An 18320-nucleotide genomic window follows, 5' to 3' on the forward strand; every position below is an offset into this window, starting at 1 on the left:
GCCCCCGCCCGTGCGGCCACACGCTCCCCGGCGCCCCGGAGCACGGGGTACGCGCGGCGTGACGGGCGACGGGACGGGCCAGGGAGGTGTCCGCCGGACACCCCCTAGGCTGGTGGTATGAGTACGACACGCACGCGGGGCACGGTCCGAGGGCTGCCGGAGTGGGACCGCTGCGCGGTCATGGGCGTCGTCAACGTGACGCCCGACTCCTTCTCCGACGGTGGCCGCTGGTTCGACACCACGGCCGCGGTCAAGCACGGTCTGCACCTGGTGTCCGAGGGCGCGGACCTGGTGGACGTGGGCGGTGAGTCGACCCGTCCCGGCGCCAGCCGGGTGGACGAGGCCGAGGAGCTGCGCAGGGTCGTCCCGGTCGTGCGGGGGCTGGCCTCCGAGGGCGTCACCGTCTCCGTGGACACCATGCGCGCGCGCGTAGCCGAGCAGGCCGTCGCCGCCGGGGCCGCCCTGGTCAACGACGTCAGCGGCGGCCTCGCCGACCCGGACATGATCCCGGCCGTCGCCGCCGCCGAGGTCCCGTTCGTCGTGATGCACTGGCGCGGCTTCAGCGAGTCGATGAACAGCCGCGCGGTGTACGAGGACGTGGTCGCCGAGGTCCTCGACGAGCTCCGGCAGCGGATGGACGCCGTGGTCGCGGGCGGCGTCGACCCCGAGCGCATCGTGATCGATCCCGGCCTCGGCTTCGCGAAGGACGCCGCCCACGACCTGTCGCTCGTCGCGCACCTGGCTGGCCTCCACACGCTGGGCCGCCCGCTGCTGGTGGCCGCCTCCCGCAAACGTTTCCTCGGGCACGTCCTGGCCGGGCCCGGCTCGGCCCCGCCGCCCGCCCGCGAACGCGACGCGGCGACCGCGGCGATCTCCGCGCTGTCCGCGTCGGCCGGAGCCTGGGCGGTCCGGGTCCACGAGGTAGGGGCCACCGCCGACGCCGTCCGCGTCGCCCGCGCGGTCGAGGGAGCCGCGTGAACGAGGAACACGCACAGGCCGCCGCCGACATCGCGGAGGTCGAGGCCGCCAACACCGCCTTCTACGAGGCGCTGGAACGCGGCGACCACGACGAGCTCTCCGACCGGTGGCTGCCGGGCGAGGACCTCACCGTCTCCTGCGTCCACCCCGGCTGGCCGGTGCTCACGGGGCGCGGTGACGTACTGCGCAGCTACGCCCTGATCATGGCGAACACCGAGTACATCCAGTTCTTCCTCACCGACGTCAACATCGCGATGACGGAGGACACCGCCCTGGTCACCTGCACCGAGAACATCCTCAGCGGCGGCCCCGCCGAGGAGGGCAACGCGCTGGGCCCGCTCGTGGGCCAGCTGGTCGTCGCCACGAACGTGTTCCGGCGCACCGCCGACGGCTGGAAGCTCTGGTCCCACCACGGGTCGCCCGTCCTGACCGAATCCGATGAGGACGACGACGAGGAAACACCCTCCTGAGTGGGACCGGGGCCCGTAGGGGTTGGAACCGATGACCACCGGGTATGGGCGGCTACCAGCCCGGTGAGGCGCTGTCCATGGCCCCCACGGGCGAGCACTGCCGGTGCTCGCAGGTAGATTCGAAAGAAGGCACCTCGCCGCCCGCACGCGGCCGGGTGCCTCTCGACCAACGACAGCAGGAGTGATTCGCGTGGATCGTGTCGCGCTGCGCGGCCTCAAGGCCCGTGGGCACCACGGTGTCTTCCCCCGGGAGCGGGAAGAGGGCCAGACCTTCATCGTCGACCTGGTGCTCGGCCTCGACACCCGCCCCGCGGCAGCCACCGACGACCTGGCCCGCACCGTGCACTACGGCGTGGTGGCCGAGGAGGTCGTCGACGTGGTCACCGGCGAACCGGTCGATCTGATCGAGACGCTCGCCGAACGCATCGCCCAGCAGTGCCTCAAGCACGAAGGCGTCCAGGAGGTCGAGGTCGTGGTGCACAAGCCGGACGCACCGATCACCGTCCCCTTCGACGACGTGACCATCACCATCACCCGGAGCCGAGCATGACTGCATTTTCCACCGAAGGGCAGAGCGACCCGACCGTACAGCCGGTTCCGACCGCCGTCGTCCGGCAGGTGGACGCCGCCGACGTCACGCTCTCCAACCCCAAGATGGCCGTGATCTCCCTCGGCTCCAACCTGGGCAACCGGCTGGAGACCCTCCAGGGGGCCGTCGACGCCCTGGAGGACACCCCGGGCCTCCGGGTCAAGGCCGTCTCCCCGGTGTACGAGACGGAGCCCTGGGGCGTCGAGGCGGATTCCCAGCCCTCGTACTTCAACGCCGTCATCCTCGTGAAGACGACGCTGCCCCCCGCCTCCCTGCTGGAGCGCGGCCAGGCCGTCGAGGAGGCCTTCGACCGGGTCCGCGAGGAGCGCTGGGGCCCGCGCACCATCGACGTCGACATCGTGGCGTACGCCGATGTCCTCTCCGACGACCCGGTGCTCACGCTCCCCCACCCGCGCGCCCACGAGCGGGCCTTCGTCCTGGCCCCCTGGCACGACATCGACCCCGAGGCCCAGCTGCCCGGCTCCGGCCCGGTGGCCCAGCTCCTCGCCGAGGTCGGCCGCGACAGCGTCCTGCCCCGCGCCGACCTGGAACTGCGCCTGCCGGAGTAATCGTTAGGCTCGACGGACGGTGGTCCGGCACACGGCCGGACCGGGCACAGGCGGCGCGAAGGGCGGCTCACTCGGTGAAGCAACTACGGCTCGGGGTACTGGCGGGCCTCTTCGCCGCCGCCGGTGTCCTCTCCTGGGGCGGGGCCCGCCTCTGGGACTCCCTCGGCACCCTGCCGAGCGTCCCGCTGGCCGCGTCGATCGTGCTCGCCGCGATCGCGGCGATCCTCCTCGCGACCGCCCTCTCCACCCGCACCCGCCTCCGCGCCCAGCGCGAGCGCCGCCCCGGCGCCAAGGGTGTCGAGCCCCTGTTCGCGGCGCGCGCGGTCGTCTTCGGCCAGGCGAGCGCCCTGGTGGCCGCCCTCGTCGCCGGAATGTACGGCGGGACCGGCGTCTTCCTCCTGAGCTACCTCGACATCCCACCCCGCCGCGACCAGGCCATCTACGCGGGCGCAGCGGTCGTGGCCGGCATCGCGGTCATCGCGGCCGCGCTCTTCCTGGAACGCGTCTGCCGCCTCCCGGAGGACGGCAACGACCACGACGGCACGGGCGCGGCAGCCGCGTAGGGCGGTCGCCGCGCCCGTATCGCGTGTTCCGGTGGCGTCAGCGCGCCATGATGAGGCTCATCGCCTCGGCGCGGGTCGCGGGGTCCCGGAGCTGGCCGCGGACGGCGGAGGTCAGGGTCTTCGCCCCGGGCTTGCGGATCCCGCGCATGGACATGCACATGTGCTCGCACTCGACGACGACGATGACTCCGCGCGGCTCCAGGATCGACATGAGGGATTCGGCGATCTGCGTCGTCAGCCTCTCCTGGACCTGCGGGCGACGGGCGTAGACGTCGACCAGCCGGGCCAGCTTCGACAGGCCGGTGATCTTGCCGGTGGTGGCCGGAATGTAGCCGACGTGCGCGACGCCCCTGAACGGCACCAGGTGATGTTCACATGTCGAGAACACCTCAATGTCCTTGACCAGCACCATTTCGTCGTGACCCAGATCGAACGTGGTCGTCAGGACATCCTCGGGCTCCTGGTAGAGGCCCGCGAATATCTCCTTGTACGCCCGCGCCACCCGCCCCGGCGTCTCCCGCAGGCCCTCGCGGTCCGGGTCCTCTCCGACGGCGATCAGCAGTTCGCGTACGGCCGCCTCGGCCCGCTTCTCGTCGAATTCGCCGATCGAGCCCTGGCCGTCCAACGTCACCGGGTCGGTCATCTGTGCCTCGTTCCTCTGTGCTGTCCCGTGCGCGGGTTCGCGCTCAGACCTCGCAGGCATACGGAAAAGCCGCGCCCCCACAGGCTAAAACCTGGGGGGCGCGGCATCCATTCCGGGACCGGGTCGGCCCCCGTGACGGGGGTCTCACCGGAGTCGGTCCAGGACCGGGCCCTAGCTCTCGGGACGCTCCTCGGGGATCGCCTCGGTGGACGGGGCGATGTCCTTCGTCAGGTCCGTCGGGGCGATCTCCGGCGGGGTGGCCGAGCCGTTGGCGACCGATGCGCCGTTGGTGAGGGCCAGCTCCTTGGGAGAGAGCACCGGGGGCCGCGTCGACGGGGTGCGTCGGGCGGATCCGGTCCATGCCGGCCGGGCGGGGCGCCGGACGAGCGGGGCGAAGATCTCCGCGATCTCGTCCTTGCCCAGCGTCTCCTTCTCCAGCAGTTCGAGCACCAGGGCGTCGAGGATGTCGCGGTTCTCGACGAGGATCTCCCACGCGTCGTTGTGGGCGGTCTCGATGAGCTTCTTGACCTCCTCGTCGACCAGAGCCGCGACCTCTTCCGAGTAGTCGCGCTGGTGGCCCATCTCGCGGCCCAGGAAGGGCTCCGAGTTGTCGCCGCCGAACTTGATCGCGCCGAGGCGCTCCGTCATGCCGTACTGCGTGACCATCGCGCGGGCCGTCGCCGTGGCCTTCTCGATGTCGTTCGCGGCGCCGGTCGTCGGATCGTGGAAGACCAGCTCCTCGGCCGCACGCCCACCCAGCATGTACGCCAGCTGGTCGAGCATCTCGTTGCGGGTCGTGGAGTACTTGTCCTCCTCCGGGAGCACCATCGTGTAACCGAGGGCGCGGCCGCGGGAGAGGATCGTGATCTTGTGGACCGGGTCCGACTGGGGGGAGGCCGCCGCGACCAGGGCGTGTCCGCCCTCGTGGTACGCGGTGATCTTCTTTTCCTTCTCGGACATGATCCGGGTCCGCTTCTGCGGACCCGCCACGACGCGGTCGATGGCCTCGTCGAGGCTCTCGTTGTCGATGAGCTTCTTGTTGCCGCGCGCCGTCAGGAGCGCGGCCTCGTTGAGCACGTTCGACAGGTCGGCGCCGGTGAAGCCGGGCGTGCGTCGGGCGACGGCGCCGAGGTCGACGCCCTCCGCCACGGGCTTGCCCTTCTGGTGCACCTTGAGGATCTCCAGGCGGCCCTGCATGTCCGGGCGGTCGACCGCGATCTGCCGGTCGAAGCGTCCGGGGCGCAGCAGCGCCGGGTCGAGGATGTCCGGGCGGTTCGTGGCGGCGATCAGGATGACGCCGCCCTTCACGTCGAACCCGTCCATCTCGACGAGCAGCTGGTTGAGCGTCTGCTCGCGCTCGTCGTGACCGCCGCCCATGCCGGCGCCGCGGTGGCGGCCGACGGCGTCGATCTCGTCGACGAAGACGATCGCCGGGGCGTTCGCCTTGGCCTGCTCGAAGAGGTCGCGCACTCGGGAGGCGCCGACACCGACGAACATCTCGACGAAGTCGGATCCGGAGATCGAGTAGAACGGCACGCCCGCTTCGCCGGCGACGGCGCGTGCGAGCAGCGTCTTGCCCGTACCGGGCGGCCCGTAGAGCAGGACGCCCTTGGGGATCTTGGCGCCGACGGCCTGGAACTTGGCCGGCTCCTGGAGGAACTCCTTGATCTCGTGGAGTTCCTCGACCGCCTCGTCGGATCCCGCTACGTCGGAGAAGGTCGTCTTGGGGGTGTCCTTGGTGATCAGCTTGGCCTTGGACTTGCCGAACTGCATGACCTTGGATCCGCCGCCCTGCATCTGATTCATCAGAAACAGGAAGACGACCACGATGAGGACGAAGGGCAGCAGCGAGAGGAGGATCGAGACGAACGGGGACTGCTTCGACGGCGAGACGGTGTAACCCTTCTCGATGTCACCGTTCTCGAACTTCTGCTGCAACGTGTCGGCGAGCTCGACGCCCTGGTTGCCGATGTAGCTCGCCTGGAACTTGCTGCCGGACTCGCCTTCGAGCTTCTGGCCCTTCTTCAGCTCGATCTTGAGGATTTGTTCGTCACCGGTGGTCAGCTTGGCCTGCTCCACCTGGTCCTTGCTGATCGCCTGGATCACCTTGCCGGTGTCCACCGTCTTGTGGCCGCCGGACGAGCCGACGACCTGCATCAACACGACCACGGCGAGGACGGCCAGCACGATCCACATGACGGGCCCACGGAAGTATCGCTTCACGTCCATCCATACGGAGCGAAGACGCCCCGTCCCTCCTGCCCGTAGGTAAATGCTGCTGTTTGAAAAGACTGTTCTTCGGACGGTACCCCAGCATCGTCACCCGCGACTGCCGGGTACGACGGAGAAACCTGCTTTCGCAGCTTCAACGGCCCGAGGGCGGCGAGGGTTCCCCAGCGGGTCGGCCGGGGGTCAGCCGCCGTAGACGTGCGGGGCGAGCGTGCCGACGAAGGGCAGGTTGCGGTACTTCTCCGCGTAGTCCAGCCCGTAGCCGACGACGAACTCGTTGGGGATGTCGAAACCGATCCACTTCACGTCGATCGCGACCTTTGCGGCATCCGGCTTGCGCAGCAGGGTGCAGACCTCCAGCGAGGCCGGTTCCCGGGAGCCCAGGTTGGACAGCAGCCAGGACAGCGTCAGACCGGAGTCGATGATGTCCTCGACGATCAGGACGTGCTTGCCCTTGATGTCGGTGTCGAGGTCCTTGAGGATCCGTACGACGCCGGAGGACTGGGTGCCGGCCCCGTACGAGGAGACGGCCATCCAGTCCATCGTGACGGGGGTGGACAGCGCGCGCGCCAGGTCCGCCATGACCATCACCGCGCCCTTGAGGACGCCGACGATCAGCAGGTCCTTGCCCGCGTACTCCGCGTCGATCTTCGCGGCCAGCTCGACGAGCTTCGCGTCGATCTCTTCCTTGGTGAGGAGCACCGACTGAAGGTCGGTACCCATGTCCTTCTCGTTCACCCACGTCTCTTTCTCTGCCTGCCGGCCCGGGAAAGCGCCCCGGGCCGGGCCGGCTGTTCGCCTGCACTTCAGCCGCTCGCGCGTCAGCTCTGCCGAATGACCAGTCTGCCACCCTGCCGCATCGCCTCGACGCGGCCGGGCAGGTTGATGGCCCGCTGGCCGCGCCAGCCGGTGATCAGGCGGTCGACTTCTTCGAGGTGCCGGGCGAAGAGGGAGCCGGCGGGCGCCCCTGCCTCGATCAGTGCGCGGCGCAGCACCCTGCGGCGTACCGCGGGCGGCAGGACGTAGAGCTTGGCGCACTCCAGGCGGCCGGTCTCGTCGCGTACGGACAGCTCGGCCTCGGCGGCCCAGGTGTCCAGGGCGTCGGCGTCGTCGCGGGAGAGCTGGGCGGTGCGGGCGAGGGCTTCGACGACGCCTTTGCCGAGCGCCTTCTCCAGGGCGGGCAGGCCTTCGTGGCGGAGCCGGGAGCGGGTGTAGGCGGGGTCGATGTTGTGCGGGTCGTCCCAGACGGGCAGGGACTGGACCAGGCAGGCCTTGCGGACGGCCTGCCGGTCGAGCTGGAGGAAGGGGCGGCGGTAGCGGCCGGCCGGCCCGGAGGCGGCGGCCATGCCGGAGAGCGAGCGGATGCCGGAGCCGCGGGCCAGGCCGAGGAGGACCGTCTCGGCCTGGTCGTCGCGGGTGTGGCCGAGCAGGACGGCGGCGGCGCCGTGGCGTTCGGCGGCGGCGTCCAGTGCGGCGTAGCGGGCGTCACGGGCGGCGGCCTCGGGGCCGCCCTCGCGTCCGACGTGCACGGCGACGGCCTCGACGGGGTCGAGGTCCATGGCGGTGAGCCGGGTGACGACCTCGGCGGCGCGGAGGCCGGATCCCGGCTGGAGGTTGTGGTCGACGGTGATGCCGCCGGCCCGGACGGCGAGTTTGCGGGCCTCGAACGCGAGGGCGGAGGCGAGCGCCATGGAGTCGGCACCGCCGGAGCAGGCGACGAGGACGAGCGGGGAGTCGGGCCGGTCGGGGAGAGCGGGCCGGTCGGGGAGAGCGACCCGGCCCGCGGCGCCGGCCTCGGCGTAGCGGGAGCGGGCGGCGTGCGCGGGGCGCCTCGCCGCTTCGGCCGTCGGCCGGTCGTGGTCGGCGTGCCGGTGGAATTCGGTGAGTACGTCGTGGAGTACGCGGCGGACCGCCAGGCGTATCGCCGCGACCGCAGGATGGGGACCCATGTCCGGTGCCCTTCGTGGAGTTCGGGAGGAGCGTCGAGCGCCGGAACGCGTGAGTCCCGTCACTCAGAGTGCGTCGATGGTGACAGAGGCAAGCTGTTCATCGAGCATTGCACGCCTTCCCATGCCCCTACGGTCCCTCGGATGGGTGATTGGAGGGCCAATATCCGCCTGCGGCCGGGCTGATGGTCAGGATTCGGCCTTACGGTGCACCCGCGCGACCCAGTCGGCGGGCTGGGCGATCTCGGTCTTGGTCGGGAGGGTGTTCGGTGAGGTCCAGACGCGGTTGAAGCCGTCCATGCCGACCTCTTCGACGACCGATCGTACGAACTTCTCGCCGTCCTTGTACTGCCGGAGCTTGGCGTCCAGGCCGAGGAGCTTGCGCAGGGCCTGGTCGAGGCGGCCGGCGCCCTGGGCGCGGCGCTGCTGGAACTTCTCACGGATCTCGGAGACGGAGCCCACGACGTCGGGGCCCACGCCGTCCATCACGAAGTCCGCGTGTCCTTCGAGGAGGGACATGACGGCGGTGAGGCGGCCGAGCACTTCGCGCTGGGCGGGGGTCTGGACGATGTCGACGAGGCTCCGGCTGTCGCTCTCGCCCTGTTCGCCCTCGGGGCGTCCGGCGCCGGAGAGGGACTGGGCGGCCTCGCGGAGGCGTTCCAGGAAGGTCATCGGATCGACGTCGGTCTCGTCGAGGAACGTCTGGATCTCGCCCTGGAGGTGGTCGCGGAGCCAGGGCACGCCGGTGAACTGGGTGCGGTGGGTCTCCTCGTGGAGGGCGACCCAGAGCCGGAAGTCGTGCGGGTCGACGTCCAGCTCGCGTTCGACGTGGACGATGTTGGGCGCGACGAGGAGCAGTCGTCCGCCGCCGTTGGCGGAGGCGGGCAGGTCTCTGGTGGCCGGGGCGAACGTCTCGTACTGGCCGAGGACCCTGGAGGCGAGGAACGAGAGCAGCATGCCCAGCTCGACGCCGGTGACCTTGCCGCCGACGGCGCCGAGGACGGCGCCGCCGGGTCCGCCGGAGCGGCGGCTCTCCATCTTGGCGAGCAGGGGGCGCAGCAGTTCACGGAAGCCGGCGACGTTGGCCTTGATCCAGCCGGCCCGGTCGACGACGAGGACGGGGGTGTCCTCGGGTTCGGTCCCCTCGGGGATCATCCGGGTGAAGAGGCGGACGTGTTCCTCCGAGGCCTTGGCATGCCGCCGCAGCTCCGCGACGACGGCGCGGGCCTCCTCGCGGCTGATGTCGGGGCCGGGCCGGACCAGTCGGGTCGCGGTCGCGACCGCGAGATTCCAGTCGACCATCTGGGCACCACCGATGCTCGTCATGCGTCAACCGTACGTGAGCGCGTCGCCCGGTGGTGGGGTCTTGCACGGCTCTTCGGGTGCCGCGCCTACTCGGCCGCCGGGCGGGCGAGTGCGGTGGCCAGGGCGTCGAGGGCGGGTTCGGCCTCGGTCGCGGAGAGGCTGCCGGAGGCGAGGAAGGCGAAGGCGAGCAGGCGGCCCCGGGGGTCGACCACGGTTCCGGCGAGGGAGTTGACGCCGTTGAGGGTGCCGGTCTTGGCGCGGATCAGGCCGGTGCCTTCGGAGCCGTCCCGGTAGCGGTCGCCGAGGGTGCCGCTGAATCCGGCGATCGGAAGGCCGGTGAGGACCGGGCGCAGTCCGGGGCGGTCGGGGTCGGCGGCGCGGGCGAGGAGCGCGGTGAGGAGGGCGGGGGTGACCCGGTCGTCGCGGTCGAGGCCGCTGCCGTCGGCGAGGTGGGCCCCGGTCACCGGGACTCCCAGCTTCCTCAGTTCCTTGGTGACGGCGCGGCGGGCTCCGGCGAAGTCGGCGCTCTCGCCCTTGGCGATGGCGGTCTGCCGGGCGAGTGCCTCGGCGATGTCGTTGTCGCTGTTGGTGAGGGTGCGCTCGACGAGGGCGGCGAGCGGGGCGGAGTGGTGGGTGGCGACGGTGCGGGCCTTGTCCGCCGGGCGGGCCTCGCGGGGTGTGCCGGTGACCTTGACGCCGGCCTTCCTCAGCTGTGCGGCGAAGGCGCGGGCGGCGTCACCGGCGGGGTCGTCGGTGCGCTTGGCGGGGCCGCGGTCCGTGTCGTTCAGGCGACCCTCGTCGACCATCAGGGCGGTGACGGGGGCGATGTTCTCGTTGGGGCTGATCGGGTGGAGCACGGGGCCGGTGTAGCGGGAGGTGTCGTACGTGAGGCGTACCGGGCCCGTGGGGTCCTCGCCGTCCTCGCGCAGGGCCTTCGCGGCGCCGGCTGCCATCGAGCGCAGGGCCGCCTTGCTCAGCGTGGGGTCGCCGCCGCCGACGAGGGTGAGGGTGCGGGCGTCGGGGGACAGTGCGGCGGTGGTGGCGATGCGGTGGTCGGGGCCCAGCACGGAGAGCGCGGCGGTGGTGGTGGCGATCTTGATGGTGGACGCCGGGGTCATCGCGGTGGTGGCGCCGGTTCCGTACAGCTGCCTGCCGGTGGCGGTGTCGATGACGGACGCGGCGACCTTGTCGCCCAGTTCGGGCGCGCCGATGAGCGGGGCGAGGGTGTCGCGGAGCGCGGCGGCGTCCCTCGGGGCGTCGTGGGTGGTGGTGCCGAGGGCCGTGATGTGCGCCACCTGTTCGGTCCGCGGTGACTGCCAGTGCCCGCTCGGCCTTACGCTGACCGTTGTCCCAGGGGCCGGCGGCGAGGACGGCGCCGGCGGCGACGACCAGGCCGAGCGTTGCGGAGCCTGCGATGACCTGCCAGGTGTACGACCCGTTGTGTCTGTTCTTCAGGACCTTCAGCCTGCCCCACGGGTCCGACGGGCGCATCGACGGTCTTTCCACCGGCTCGGCCACCGTTGACCAGCCCCTTTCGCGAGCACTCTTCTGCGTGGGGGACACTTAATCACCAGTCGTATGTGTTGATCATGGAGGAGCCACCCGTGGAGTTCGACGTCACCATCGAGATCCCGAAGGGTTCGCGGAACAAGTACGAGGTGGACCACGAGACCGGTCGGATCCGCCTGGACCGTCGACTCTTCACCTCGACCAGCTACCCGGCCGACTACGGCTTCGTCGAGAACACCCTCGGCGAGGACGGCGACCCGCTGGACGCGCTGGTCATTCTGGACGAGCCGACCTTCCCCGGTTGCCTCATCAAGTGCCGTGCCATCGGCATGTTCCGGATGACCGACGAGGCGGGCGGCGACGACAAGCTGCTCTGCGTCCCGGCGTCCGACCCGCGGGTGGAGCACCTGCGCGACATCCACCACGTGTCGGAGTTCGACCGCCTGGAGATCCAGCACTTCTTCGAGGTCTACAAGGACCTGGAGCCGGGCAAGTCCGTCGAGGGCGCCGACTGGGTCGGCCGTACCGAGGCGGAGGCCGAGATCGAGGCCTCGTACAAGCGTCTTGAGGCGCAGGGCGGCGCGCACTGACGTCCCTCTTCCGGTTCCGTTTGTGAGCCGGACGGCCGTCTCGGAACGGGCGGTACACCCTCGCGGGTGTGCCGCCCGTTTCGCTGCCCGCATCTCCGCGCGTGCGGGGCCCATGCCCGTGGCCATACTGGGCACACGTGCGACGGAAGAGACACCCAGGGTGGTGCGGTCGAGGAGGAACGAGGTCGAGTGGTGGCGGAATCGGGCGGTCCTGAGGACCAGAAGCCCCAGTCCGACGAGGCGCGGAGCGCTTTCGCCCCGCCCGCGGGGACGAGTCATCCGGCGTCGCCGCCCGAGGAGGACCATCCGACGTCGGAGTTCGCGCTGCCGACCGGTGTGCACCAGGATCAGGGCGCTCCGGCCGGTTCGGGCGGTGGTTCCGGGGGCGGTTCGAACTCCGACACGCTGAGTTCCGCTTTCACCCCGCCGAGCGCGTACAACGCCCAGCAGGCGCCGCCCGCGTTCACCCCGGCGCAGGGCATTCCGATGGTCAGGCTGACCAAGGAGGCACCCTGGCAGGACCGGATGCGCACGATGCTGCGGATGCCGGTGACCGAGCGTCCGGCCACGGAGGCGATCCAGCGGACCGACGACGAGACGGGTCCCGCCGTGCCGCGCGTGCTCGACCTGACGCTGCGTATCGGGGAGCTGTTGCTGGCGGGCGGTGAGGGCGCCGAGGACGTCGAGGCGGCGATGTTCGCGGTGACCCGGTCCTACGGTCTCGACCGCAGCGAGCCGACGGTCACGTTCACGCTGCTGTCCATCTCGCACCAGCCGTCGCTGGTCGACGACCCGGTGACGGCGAGCCGTACGGTACGCCGCCGGGGCACCGACTACACCCGTCTGGCGGCCGTGTTCCGGCTGGTCGACGACATCACCAGCCCGGACGCCGAGATCTCGCTGGAGGAGGCCTACCGACGGCTCGCGGAGATCCGCCGTAATCGCCACCCGTATCCGGGGTGGGTGCTGACGGCGGCCGCAGGGCTGCTGGCCGGTTCGGCCTCCGTGCTGGTCGGCGGCGGGTTCCTGGTGTTCGTCGTGGCGGCGGCGGGAGCCATGCTCGGCGACCGTCTCGCGTGGCTGTGCGCCGGGCGCGGGCTGCCGGAGTTCTACCAGTTCACGGTGGCCGCGATGCCGCCCGCCGCGATGGGGGTGGCACTGACGCTGACCCATTCGACGGACATCCGGCCGTCCGCGGTGATCACCGGTGGGCTGTTCGCGCTGCTGCCGGGGCGGGCGCTGGTGGCGGGGGTGCAGGACGGGCTGACCGGCTACTACATCACCGCCTCGGCCCGCCTCCTGGAGGTCATGTACTTCTTCATCGGGATCGTCGCGGGTGTGCTGATCGTCCTGTACCTGGGGCTCCAGCTGGGGGCCGAGCTCAATCCGGAGGCACGGTTCACGCCGTACAACGAGCCGGCGATCCAGATCCTGGCGTCGATGGCGCTGAGCCTGGCCTTCGCGGTGCTGCTCCAGCAGGAACGCTCCACCGTGCTGGCGGTCACCCTGAACGGCGGAGTGGCCTGGATCATCTTCGGGGCGATGGCCCGGACCGGGGGCATCTCACCGGTCGCGGCGACGGCGGTGGCGGCCGGTCTGGTGGGCCTGTTCGGCCAGTTGTTCTCGCGCTACCGGTTCCATTCCTCGCTGCCGTACATCACGGCGGCGATCGGGCCGCTGCTGCCCGGTTCGGCGACGTACTTCGGTCTGCTGGGCGTGGCGCAGAACGAGCTGGACACGGGGCTGGCCTCGCTGTCGACGGCGGTGGCGACGGCGTTGGCCATCGCGATCGGGGTGAACCTGGGGAGCGAGATCTCGCGGCTGTTCATGGGGGTGCCGGGCGCGGTCGGCGGGGCGAGCCGCCGGGCGGCGAAGCGGACCCGGGGGTTCTGAGCGCGCGGACCCGCGGGGCCGTGCGGACCGCCGCTCGGCCGCGCCACCCGCGCCTCGCGCCCCTGCCCGCGCCTCGCGCGCGTGTCCGTACGTCGAAGGCGCCCCTCCCCGGACCTGCGGGGAGGGGCGCCTTCGGTGCGTGCGCAGGGACGCGGCGCGAGGTCAGCGCTTGGCGTGCCGGCCGCGCTGGCCGGGGGCGGGGCCGTTGCCGCCCGCCGGGGGGCGGCCCGAGCCGTCGCCGTCCCGTGCCTCGGCCGCGGCGGCCTTCTTGCCCTGGCTGCGGGCCCGCAGCACCTCGACCACGATCGGCACCACGGAGATGAGCACGATCAGGATGAGGATCATCTCGATGTGCTCGTGCACGAAGTCGATCTTGCCGAGCATCGCGCCGAGCACCGTGACGCCGACGCCCCAGAGGATCGCGCCGACGATGTTGTACGTGATGAAGGAGCGGTAGTTCATCCGGCTGACGCCCGCGATGATCGGCGTGAAGGTGCGCACGATGGGCACGAAGCGCGCCAGGACCAGGGACTTCGGGCCGTGCTTCTCGAAGAACTCGTGGGCCTTCTCCACGTTCTCCTGCTTGAAGAGGCGGGAGTCGGGGCGCTTGAAGAGGGCCGGGCCGACCTTGCGGCCGAAGAGATAGCCCACCTGGTCGCCGACGATCGCGGCGACGGCGACCAGCGTGCAGACCAGCCAGAGCGGGTACTTCAGCTGGCCCGTGGTCACCAGCAGCCCCGTGGTGAACAGCAGCGAGTCGCCGGGCAGGAAGAACCCGATCAGGAGGCCGGACTCGGCGAAGACGATGAGGAGGAGGCCGGGGAGCCCGAACGTGTTGAGCAGATAGTCCGGGTCCAGCCAGCTCGGTCCGAGCGCAAGCGTATTCAAGGGTCCGGGCTCCAGGATGGTGTGCGATGGCGGCTCTGTGGCTGCCCCAAGCTATCAACGCCCGGCCGGTGCCCTTGGTTCCAGTGCCGCACAGCGGGAATGCGCATACCGGGAAGCGGACCGAAGCTGATCACAGGAGGTGCCACAAACATGGGCATTGAGGAATTCGGCGGTGGCCAGGCGGCCCAGGCGGACGTGCTGGTCGTCACCACGAACGACGTACCCGGCTATCAGGTGACGCAGGTCATCGGCGAGGTCTTCGGACTGACCGTGCGGTCCCGTCACCTCGGCAGCCAGATCGGCGCCGGGCTGAAGTCGATGGTCGGCGGCGAGCTGAAGGGGCTGACCAAGACCCTGGTCGAGACCCGCAACCAGGCGATGGAACGGCTCGTGGAGCAGGCCAGGGCCCGGGGGGCGAACGCGGTCCTGATGATGCGCTTCGACGTCACGGAGGCGGCGGACGTCGGCACGGAGGTCTGCGCGTACGGGACGGCGGCGGTGATCACCAAGGTGTGAGGCGTCCGGGGTGCGGGGGCGGACCGGGCGTGACGCGGGGTCACTGGGACCACCATTGAGGCGTTTTGTCCGCTTCATCACCCTAGGGTGAGCCGGTGGCCCCAGAATCCCCCGCACCTCCGCCGGCTCCCCCGTACCCTCCGGCCGCCCCGGCCCGGCGGCTGCTGCCCCTCGTGCTGCCCGCGATCGCCGCCGGCGTCGCCTGCGCGCTGATCCTGCTCGGGGTGAGCCTGCTGGCGGAGCAGCTCCAGGACGTGCTCTGGGAGACCCTGCCCGACGCGCTCGGGGTGGGGCGGTTCTCCTCGCTGTGGATGATCGTGATGCTCACCGCGACCGGCCTCGCGGTGGGACTCGTCCTGCGGGCCGTGCCCGGTCACGGCGGGCCCGATCCGGCCACCACCGGCCTGGTGGACGCGCCGATGAGGCCCGGCATCGTGCCCGGGCTGCTCCTGGTGACCACCCTGGCGCTGGCGGGCGGGGTGAGCCTCGGGCCGGAGAACCCGATCACCGCGGCCAACATCGCGCTGGCCTTCTGGCTCGGCCGGCGGTTCGCGCCCGGTGCGCCGGGCGAGCTGTGGGTGTCGCTCGCCGCGGCCGGGACCATCGGGGCCCTCTTCGGCACCCCGGTCGCCGCCGCGCTGATCCTCTCCGAGACGCTGGCCTCGCGGCCGGGCCCCGGGGCGTTCTGGGACCGGCTGTTCGCGCCGCTCGCGGCCGGTACGGCGGGCGCGCTGACCATGTCGCTGATCGCCGAGCCGAGCTTCGACCTCTCCCTCCCGGCGTACGCGGGACCGCACTGGGGCGACCTGCTCTCCGCCCTGCTGATCGCCTCGGCGGGCGCGCTCCTCGGTCTGCTCGCGGTGTACGCCTTCCCGGTGGCCCACCGGGTCTTCACGGCGCTGCGGTACCCGGTGCTCGCCCTGACGCTGGGCGGACTGGCGCTGGGGCTGCTCGGCGCACTGGGCGGCCACCTCACCCTCTTCAAGGGGCTCGACGAGGTGAAGGTGCTCGCCGGGGACCCGGACGGCTGGTCGGCCGGGGAGTTCGCGGGGATGGCGGTGGTGAAGATGGCCGCCCTCGTGATCGCGGCGGCCTGCGGCTTCCGGGGCGGCCGGATCTTCCCGGCGGTCTTCGCCGGGGTGTCGCTGGGGCTCTGCGCCCACGCGCTGGTCGACGCGGTCCCGCCGTCGCTCGCGGTGTCCTGTGCGGTGCTGGGCGTACTGCTGGCCGTCACCCGGCAGGGCTGGGTGAGCCTGTTCACCGCGGCGGTGCTGGTGAGCGACACGTCCGTGCTGCCACTGCTGTGCGCCGCCACCCTGCCCGCCTGGCTGCTGGTCACCGGGCGGGCCCAGATGCAGTTGGACGGGGACGGGAAGTCGCTGCGCTGAGGGAGACGCCCCCACTGTCACGGAGAAGGCCCCGTCCGGCGCGCCGGACGCGCGGAACCTCCGTATCGTCTGGTTCGTGCGCTTTTGCGCCATCTGGTATCGATCCCGCTTCGACGGAGGTCCCCGCATGCCCACGCCCGTCAACGTCGCCGTCATCTACTACTCCTCCACCGGCACCGTCGCCACGATCGCGAGGGCCATCGCGGCGGACGCGGAGCGGGCCGGGGCGCACGTGCGGCTGCGCCGGGCGGCGGAGCTCGCCCCGCAGGCGGCCATCGACTCCAACCCGGCGTGGGCCGAGAACGTCCACGCGACCGCGGACATCCCCGAGGTCTCGCAGGACGACATGGCGTGGGCGGACGCGGTGATCTTCGGTTCGCCGACCCGGTACGGGAACGTCACCGCCCAGCTGAAGCAGTTCATCGACACGCTCGGCGGGATGTGGCAGGCGGGGCAGCTCGCCGACAAGGTCTACAGCGGCTTCACCTCCAGCGCCACCGCCCACGGCGGCCAGGAGTCCACGCTGCTCGCGCTCTACAACACGATCCACCACTTCGGCGGCATCCTCGTCGCCCCCGGGTACACCGACCCCACGAAGTTCGTGGACGGCAACCCGTACGGCACCTCCCACGTCGCCGGGCAGGGCGACATCCCGGTCGGCGAGCAGACCCTGACCGCCGCCCGGGTGCAGGCCGAGCGGGTCGTGAAGTTCACCCGGGCGATCAAGGCGGGCCTGGCCGCCGAGCGCTGAACCCGCACCGAGAGCCGACCCGCACCCGACCGCGTCGGCCGAGAGAAGGGCCTCCACCATGCCGCTCCACCGCGGTGCCCACCCGGAACAGGACGAACCCTCGGAGGAGCGGCGCAGGCTCGCCCTGAACCCGTTCTTCGGCGAGGCCGACCCGACGGCCGCGATGAACACCGCGCCGCCCCGGCACCGGCTGCCCGACGGGCCGTTGCCGCCGCTGACGGCGTACCGGCTGGTCCACGACGAGCTGATGCTCGACGGCAACTCCCGGCTCAACCTGGCCACGTTCGTCACCACGTGGATGGAGCCGCAGGCCGATGTCCTGATGGGTGAGTGCCGGGACAAGAACATGATCGACAAGGACGAGTACCCGCGCACCGCCGAGTTGGAGCGGCGCTGTGTGGCGATGCTCGCCGACCTGTGGAACGCGCCCGATCCGAGGGCGACCGTGGGGTGTTCGACCACCGGGTCGAGCGAGGCGTGCATGCTCGCGGGGCTCGCGCTGAAGCGGCGCTGGGCGAAGCGGAACGCGGACCGCTATCCGGCGACGGCCCGGCCCAATCTGGTGATGGGCGTCAACGTGCAGGTCTGCTGGGAGAAGTTCTGCGATTTCTGGGAGGTGGAGGCCCGGCTCGTCCCGATGGAGGGCGAGCGGTTCCATCTCGACCCGGCGGCCGCCGCCGAGCTGTGCGACGAGAACACCATCGGGGTCGTCGGCATCCTCGGCTCCACCTTCGACGGGTCCTACGAGCCGATCGCCGAGCTGTGCGCGGCCCTGGACGCCCTCCAGGAGCGGACCGGCCTCGACGTCCCGGTCCATGTGGACGGGGCGTCCGGCGCGATGGTGGCGCCGTTCCTCGACCCGGACCTGGTCTGGGACTTCCGGCTGCCGAGGGTGGCGTCGATCAACACCTCGGGCCACAAGTACGGCCTCGTCTACCCGGGGGTCGGCTGGGCACTGTGGCGGACGGCGGACGCGCTGCCCGAGGAGCTGGTCTTCCGGGTCAACTACCTGGGCGGCGACATGCCGACGTTCGCACTGAACTTCTCCCGGCCCGGGGCGCAGGTGGTCGCGCAGTACTACACGTTCCTGCGCCTCGGACACGAGGGCTACCGCGCGGTCCAGCAGGCCTCCCGGGACGTGGCGTGCGCGCTGGCCCGCGCGGTGGCGGAGCTGGGTGACTTCCGGCTGCTCACCCGGGGCGACGAGCTGCCGGTGTTCGCCTTCACGACGAACGCGGACGTCCACGCGTACGACGTGTTCGACGTGTCCCGCCGGCTGCGGGAGCACGGCTGGCTGGTGCCCGCGTACACCTTCCCCGCCAACCGGCAGGACCTCTCCGTGCTGCGCGTGGTGTGCCGCAACGGGTTCTCCTCGGACCTGGCCGAGCTGCTGATCGAGGACCTGAAGCAGCTGCTTCCCGAACTGCGGTCCCAGAAGCACCCGTTGAGCCATGACCGGGCGGCCCCGACAGCCTTCCACCACTGAGCGCCGC

17 protein-coding genes and 1 pseudogene are annotated in these 18320 nt (G+C 71.3%); 11 read left to right on the plus strand and 7 right to left on the minus strand.

Annotated features, from left to right (window positions below; genetic code table 11):
* Positions 1 to 180 precede the first annotated feature (180 nt).
* The 5 genes from folP (at position 181) to HET64_RS14330 (ending at position 3169) form a co-directional block, all read left to right on the plus strand.
* Positions 181 to 978 carry a dihydropteroate synthase gene (gene folP, locus HET64_RS14310; protein ID WP_215105530.1) on the plus strand — a complete coding sequence of 266 codons (798 nt, stop codon included), beginning with the start codon at positions 181 to 183 and terminating at the stop codon, positions 976 to 978.
* The gene (locus HET64_RS14315; RefSeq protein WP_215105477.1) at positions 975 to 1448 is read left to right on the plus strand and encodes a nuclear transport factor 2 family protein; all 474 of its coding nucleotides are present in this window, start codon (positions 975 to 977) and stop codon (positions 1446 to 1448) included. The genes folP and HET64_RS14315 overlap by 4 nt, the downstream gene beginning before the upstream one ends.
* A 190-nt stretch (positions 1449 to 1638) precedes the next feature.
* The gene (gene folB, locus HET64_RS14320) at positions 1639 to 1998 is read left to right on the plus strand and encodes a dihydroneopterin aldolase (RefSeq protein WP_003968268.1); all 360 of its coding nucleotides are present in this window, start codon (positions 1639 to 1641) and stop codon (positions 1996 to 1998) included.
* A complete protein-coding gene (folK, locus tag HET64_RS14325; protein ID WP_215105479.1) occupies positions 1995 to 2606 on the plus strand; it encodes a 2-amino-4-hydroxy-6-hydroxymethyldihydropteridine diphosphokinase in 612 nt (203 codons plus the stop codon). The genes folB and folK overlap by 4 nt, the downstream gene beginning before the upstream one ends.
* A gap of 74 nt (positions 2607 to 2680) precedes the next feature.
* The gene (locus tag HET64_RS14330) at positions 2681 to 3169 is read left to right on the plus strand and encodes a DUF3180 domain-containing protein (RefSeq protein WP_215105481.1); all 489 of its coding nucleotides are present in this window, start codon (positions 2681 to 2683) and stop codon (positions 3167 to 3169) included.
* Between the two features lie 37 nt (positions 3170 to 3206).
* On the opposite strand, the gene folE is transcribed toward HET64_RS14330, so the two are convergent.
* The 6 genes and pseudogenes from folE to dacB form a co-directional block, all read right to left on the minus strand.
* Positions 3207 to 3812: a GTP cyclohydrolase I FolE gene (folE, locus tag HET64_RS14335; RefSeq protein ID WP_215105483.1), complete on the minus strand. Its 606-nt coding sequence runs from the start codon at positions 3810 to 3812 to the stop codon at positions 3207 to 3209.
* Between the two features lie 171 nt (positions 3813 to 3983).
* Positions 3984 to 6041, minus strand: a complete 2058-nt coding sequence (ftsH, locus tag HET64_RS14340; RefSeq protein ID WP_215105492.1) for an ATP-dependent zinc metalloprotease FtsH — start codon at positions 6039 to 6041, stop codon at positions 3984 to 3986.
* A 183-nt stretch (positions 6042 to 6224) separates the two neighbouring features.
* Complete coding sequence (hpt, locus tag HET64_RS14345) at positions 6225 to 6764, minus strand: hypoxanthine phosphoribosyltransferase (protein WP_003968263.1); 540 nt, start codon at positions 6762 to 6764, stop codon at positions 6225 to 6227.
* A gap of 98 nt (positions 6765 to 6862) precedes the next feature.
* On the minus strand, positions 6863 to 7990 hold the full coding sequence (tilS, locus tag HET64_RS14350; RefSeq protein ID WP_215105494.1) for a tRNA lysidine(34) synthetase TilS: 1128 nt from the start codon (positions 7988 to 7990) through the stop codon (positions 6863 to 6865).
* 186 nt (positions 7991 to 8176) lie between these two features.
* Positions 8177 to 9313, minus strand: a complete 1137-nt coding sequence (locus HET64_RS14355; protein ID WP_215105496.1) for a zinc-dependent metalloprotease — start codon at positions 9311 to 9313, stop codon at positions 8177 to 8179.
* Positions 9314 to 9378: 65 nt separating this feature from the next.
* Positions 9379 to 10783: pseudogene (gene dacB / locus HET64_RS14360) on the minus strand (D-alanyl-D-alanine carboxypeptidase/D-alanyl-D-alanine-endopeptidase).
* A gap of 113 nt (positions 10784 to 10896) precedes the next feature.
* Here dacB and HET64_RS14365 point away from each other — a divergent pair.
* Positions 10897 to 11391: an inorganic diphosphatase gene (locus HET64_RS14365; protein WP_018959738.1), complete on the plus strand. Its 495-nt coding sequence runs from the start codon at positions 10897 to 10899 to the stop codon at positions 11389 to 11391.
* 189 nt (positions 11392 to 11580) lie between these two features.
* Positions 11581 to 13284, plus strand: a complete 1704-nt coding sequence (locus HET64_RS14370; RefSeq protein ID WP_215105498.1) for a threonine/serine exporter ThrE family protein — start codon at positions 11581 to 11583, stop codon at positions 13282 to 13284.
* A 162-nt stretch (positions 13285 to 13446) separates the two neighbouring features.
* Here HET64_RS14370 and HET64_RS14375 read toward each other — a convergent pair whose 3' ends face one another.
* A complete protein-coding gene (locus HET64_RS14375; protein ID WP_215105500.1) occupies positions 13447 to 14172 on the minus strand; it encodes a DedA family protein in 726 nt (241 codons plus the stop codon).
* 150 nt (positions 14173 to 14322) lie between these two features.
* Between HET64_RS14375 and HET64_RS14380 the strand changes: the two genes are divergently transcribed.
* The 4 genes from HET64_RS14380 to HET64_RS14395 all read left to right on the plus strand — a co-directional run bounded on the left by HET64_RS14380 (position 14323) and on the right by HET64_RS14395 (position 18313).
* A complete protein-coding gene (locus tag HET64_RS14380; RefSeq protein ID WP_215105502.1) occupies positions 14323 to 14688 on the plus strand; it encodes a YbjQ family protein in 366 nt (121 codons plus the stop codon).
* Between the two features lie 95 nt (positions 14689 to 14783).
* Positions 14784 to 16076, plus strand: a complete 1293-nt coding sequence (locus HET64_RS14385; protein WP_215105504.1) for an ion channel protein — start codon at positions 14784 to 14786, stop codon at positions 16074 to 16076.
* 127 nt (positions 16077 to 16203) lie between these two features.
* Complete coding sequence (gene wrbA, locus HET64_RS14390) at positions 16204 to 16827, plus strand: NAD(P)H:quinone oxidoreductase (RefSeq protein WP_215105506.1); 624 nt, start codon at positions 16204 to 16206, stop codon at positions 16825 to 16827.
* A 58-nt stretch (positions 16828 to 16885) separates the two neighbouring features.
* The gene (locus HET64_RS14395) at positions 16886 to 18313 is read left to right on the plus strand and encodes a glutamate decarboxylase (protein ID WP_215105509.1); all 1428 of its coding nucleotides are present in this window, start codon (positions 16886 to 16888) and stop codon (positions 18311 to 18313) included.
* Positions 18314 to 18320 lie beyond the last annotated feature (7 nt).

The organism is Streptomyces sp. McG3 (assembly GCF_018619185.1).
In the GTDB taxonomy this organism is placed as follows: domain Bacteria; phylum Actinomycetota; class Actinomycetes; order Streptomycetales; family Streptomycetaceae; genus Streptomyces.

Excerpts from the sequence above, each read along its gene's own strand:
- HET64_RS14380 (WP_215105502.1), top strand. The coding sequence starts at position 14,323 with ATGGGCATTGAGGAATTCGGCGGTGGCCAGGCGGCCCAGGCGGACGTG.
- ftsH (WP_215105492.1), bottom strand. The coding sequence starts at position 6,041 with ATGGACGTGAAGCGATACTTCCGTGGGCCCGTCATGTGGATCGTGCTG.
- wrbA (WP_215105506.1), top strand. The coding sequence starts at position 16,204 with ATGCCCACGCCCGTCAACGTCGCCGTCATCTACTACTCCTCCACCGGC.
- HET64_RS14395 (WP_215105509.1), top strand. The coding sequence starts at position 16,886 with ATGCCGCTCCACCGCGGTGCCCACCCGGAACAGGACGAACCCTCGGAG.
- folE (WP_215105483.1), bottom strand. The coding sequence starts at position 3,812 with ATGACCGACCCGGTGACGTTGGACGGCCAGGGCTCGATCGGCGAATTC.
- HET64_RS14355 (WP_215105496.1), bottom strand. The coding sequence starts at position 9,313 with ATGACGAGCATCGGTGGTGCCCAGATGGTCGACTGGAATCTCGCGGTC.
- hpt (WP_003968263.1), bottom strand. The coding sequence starts at position 6,764 with ATGGGTACCGACCTTCAGTCGGTGCTCCTCACCAAGGAAGAGATCGAC.
- folP (WP_215105530.1), top strand. The coding sequence starts at position 181 with ATGGGCGTCGTCAACGTGACGCCCGACTCCTTCTCCGACGGTGGCCGC.
- tilS (WP_215105494.1), bottom strand. The coding sequence starts at position 7,990 with ATGGGTCCCCATCCTGCGGTCGCGGCGATACGCCTGGCGGTCCGCCGC.
- folK (WP_215105479.1), top strand. The coding sequence starts at position 1,995 with ATGACTGCATTTTCCACCGAAGGGCAGAGCGACCCGACCGTACAGCCG.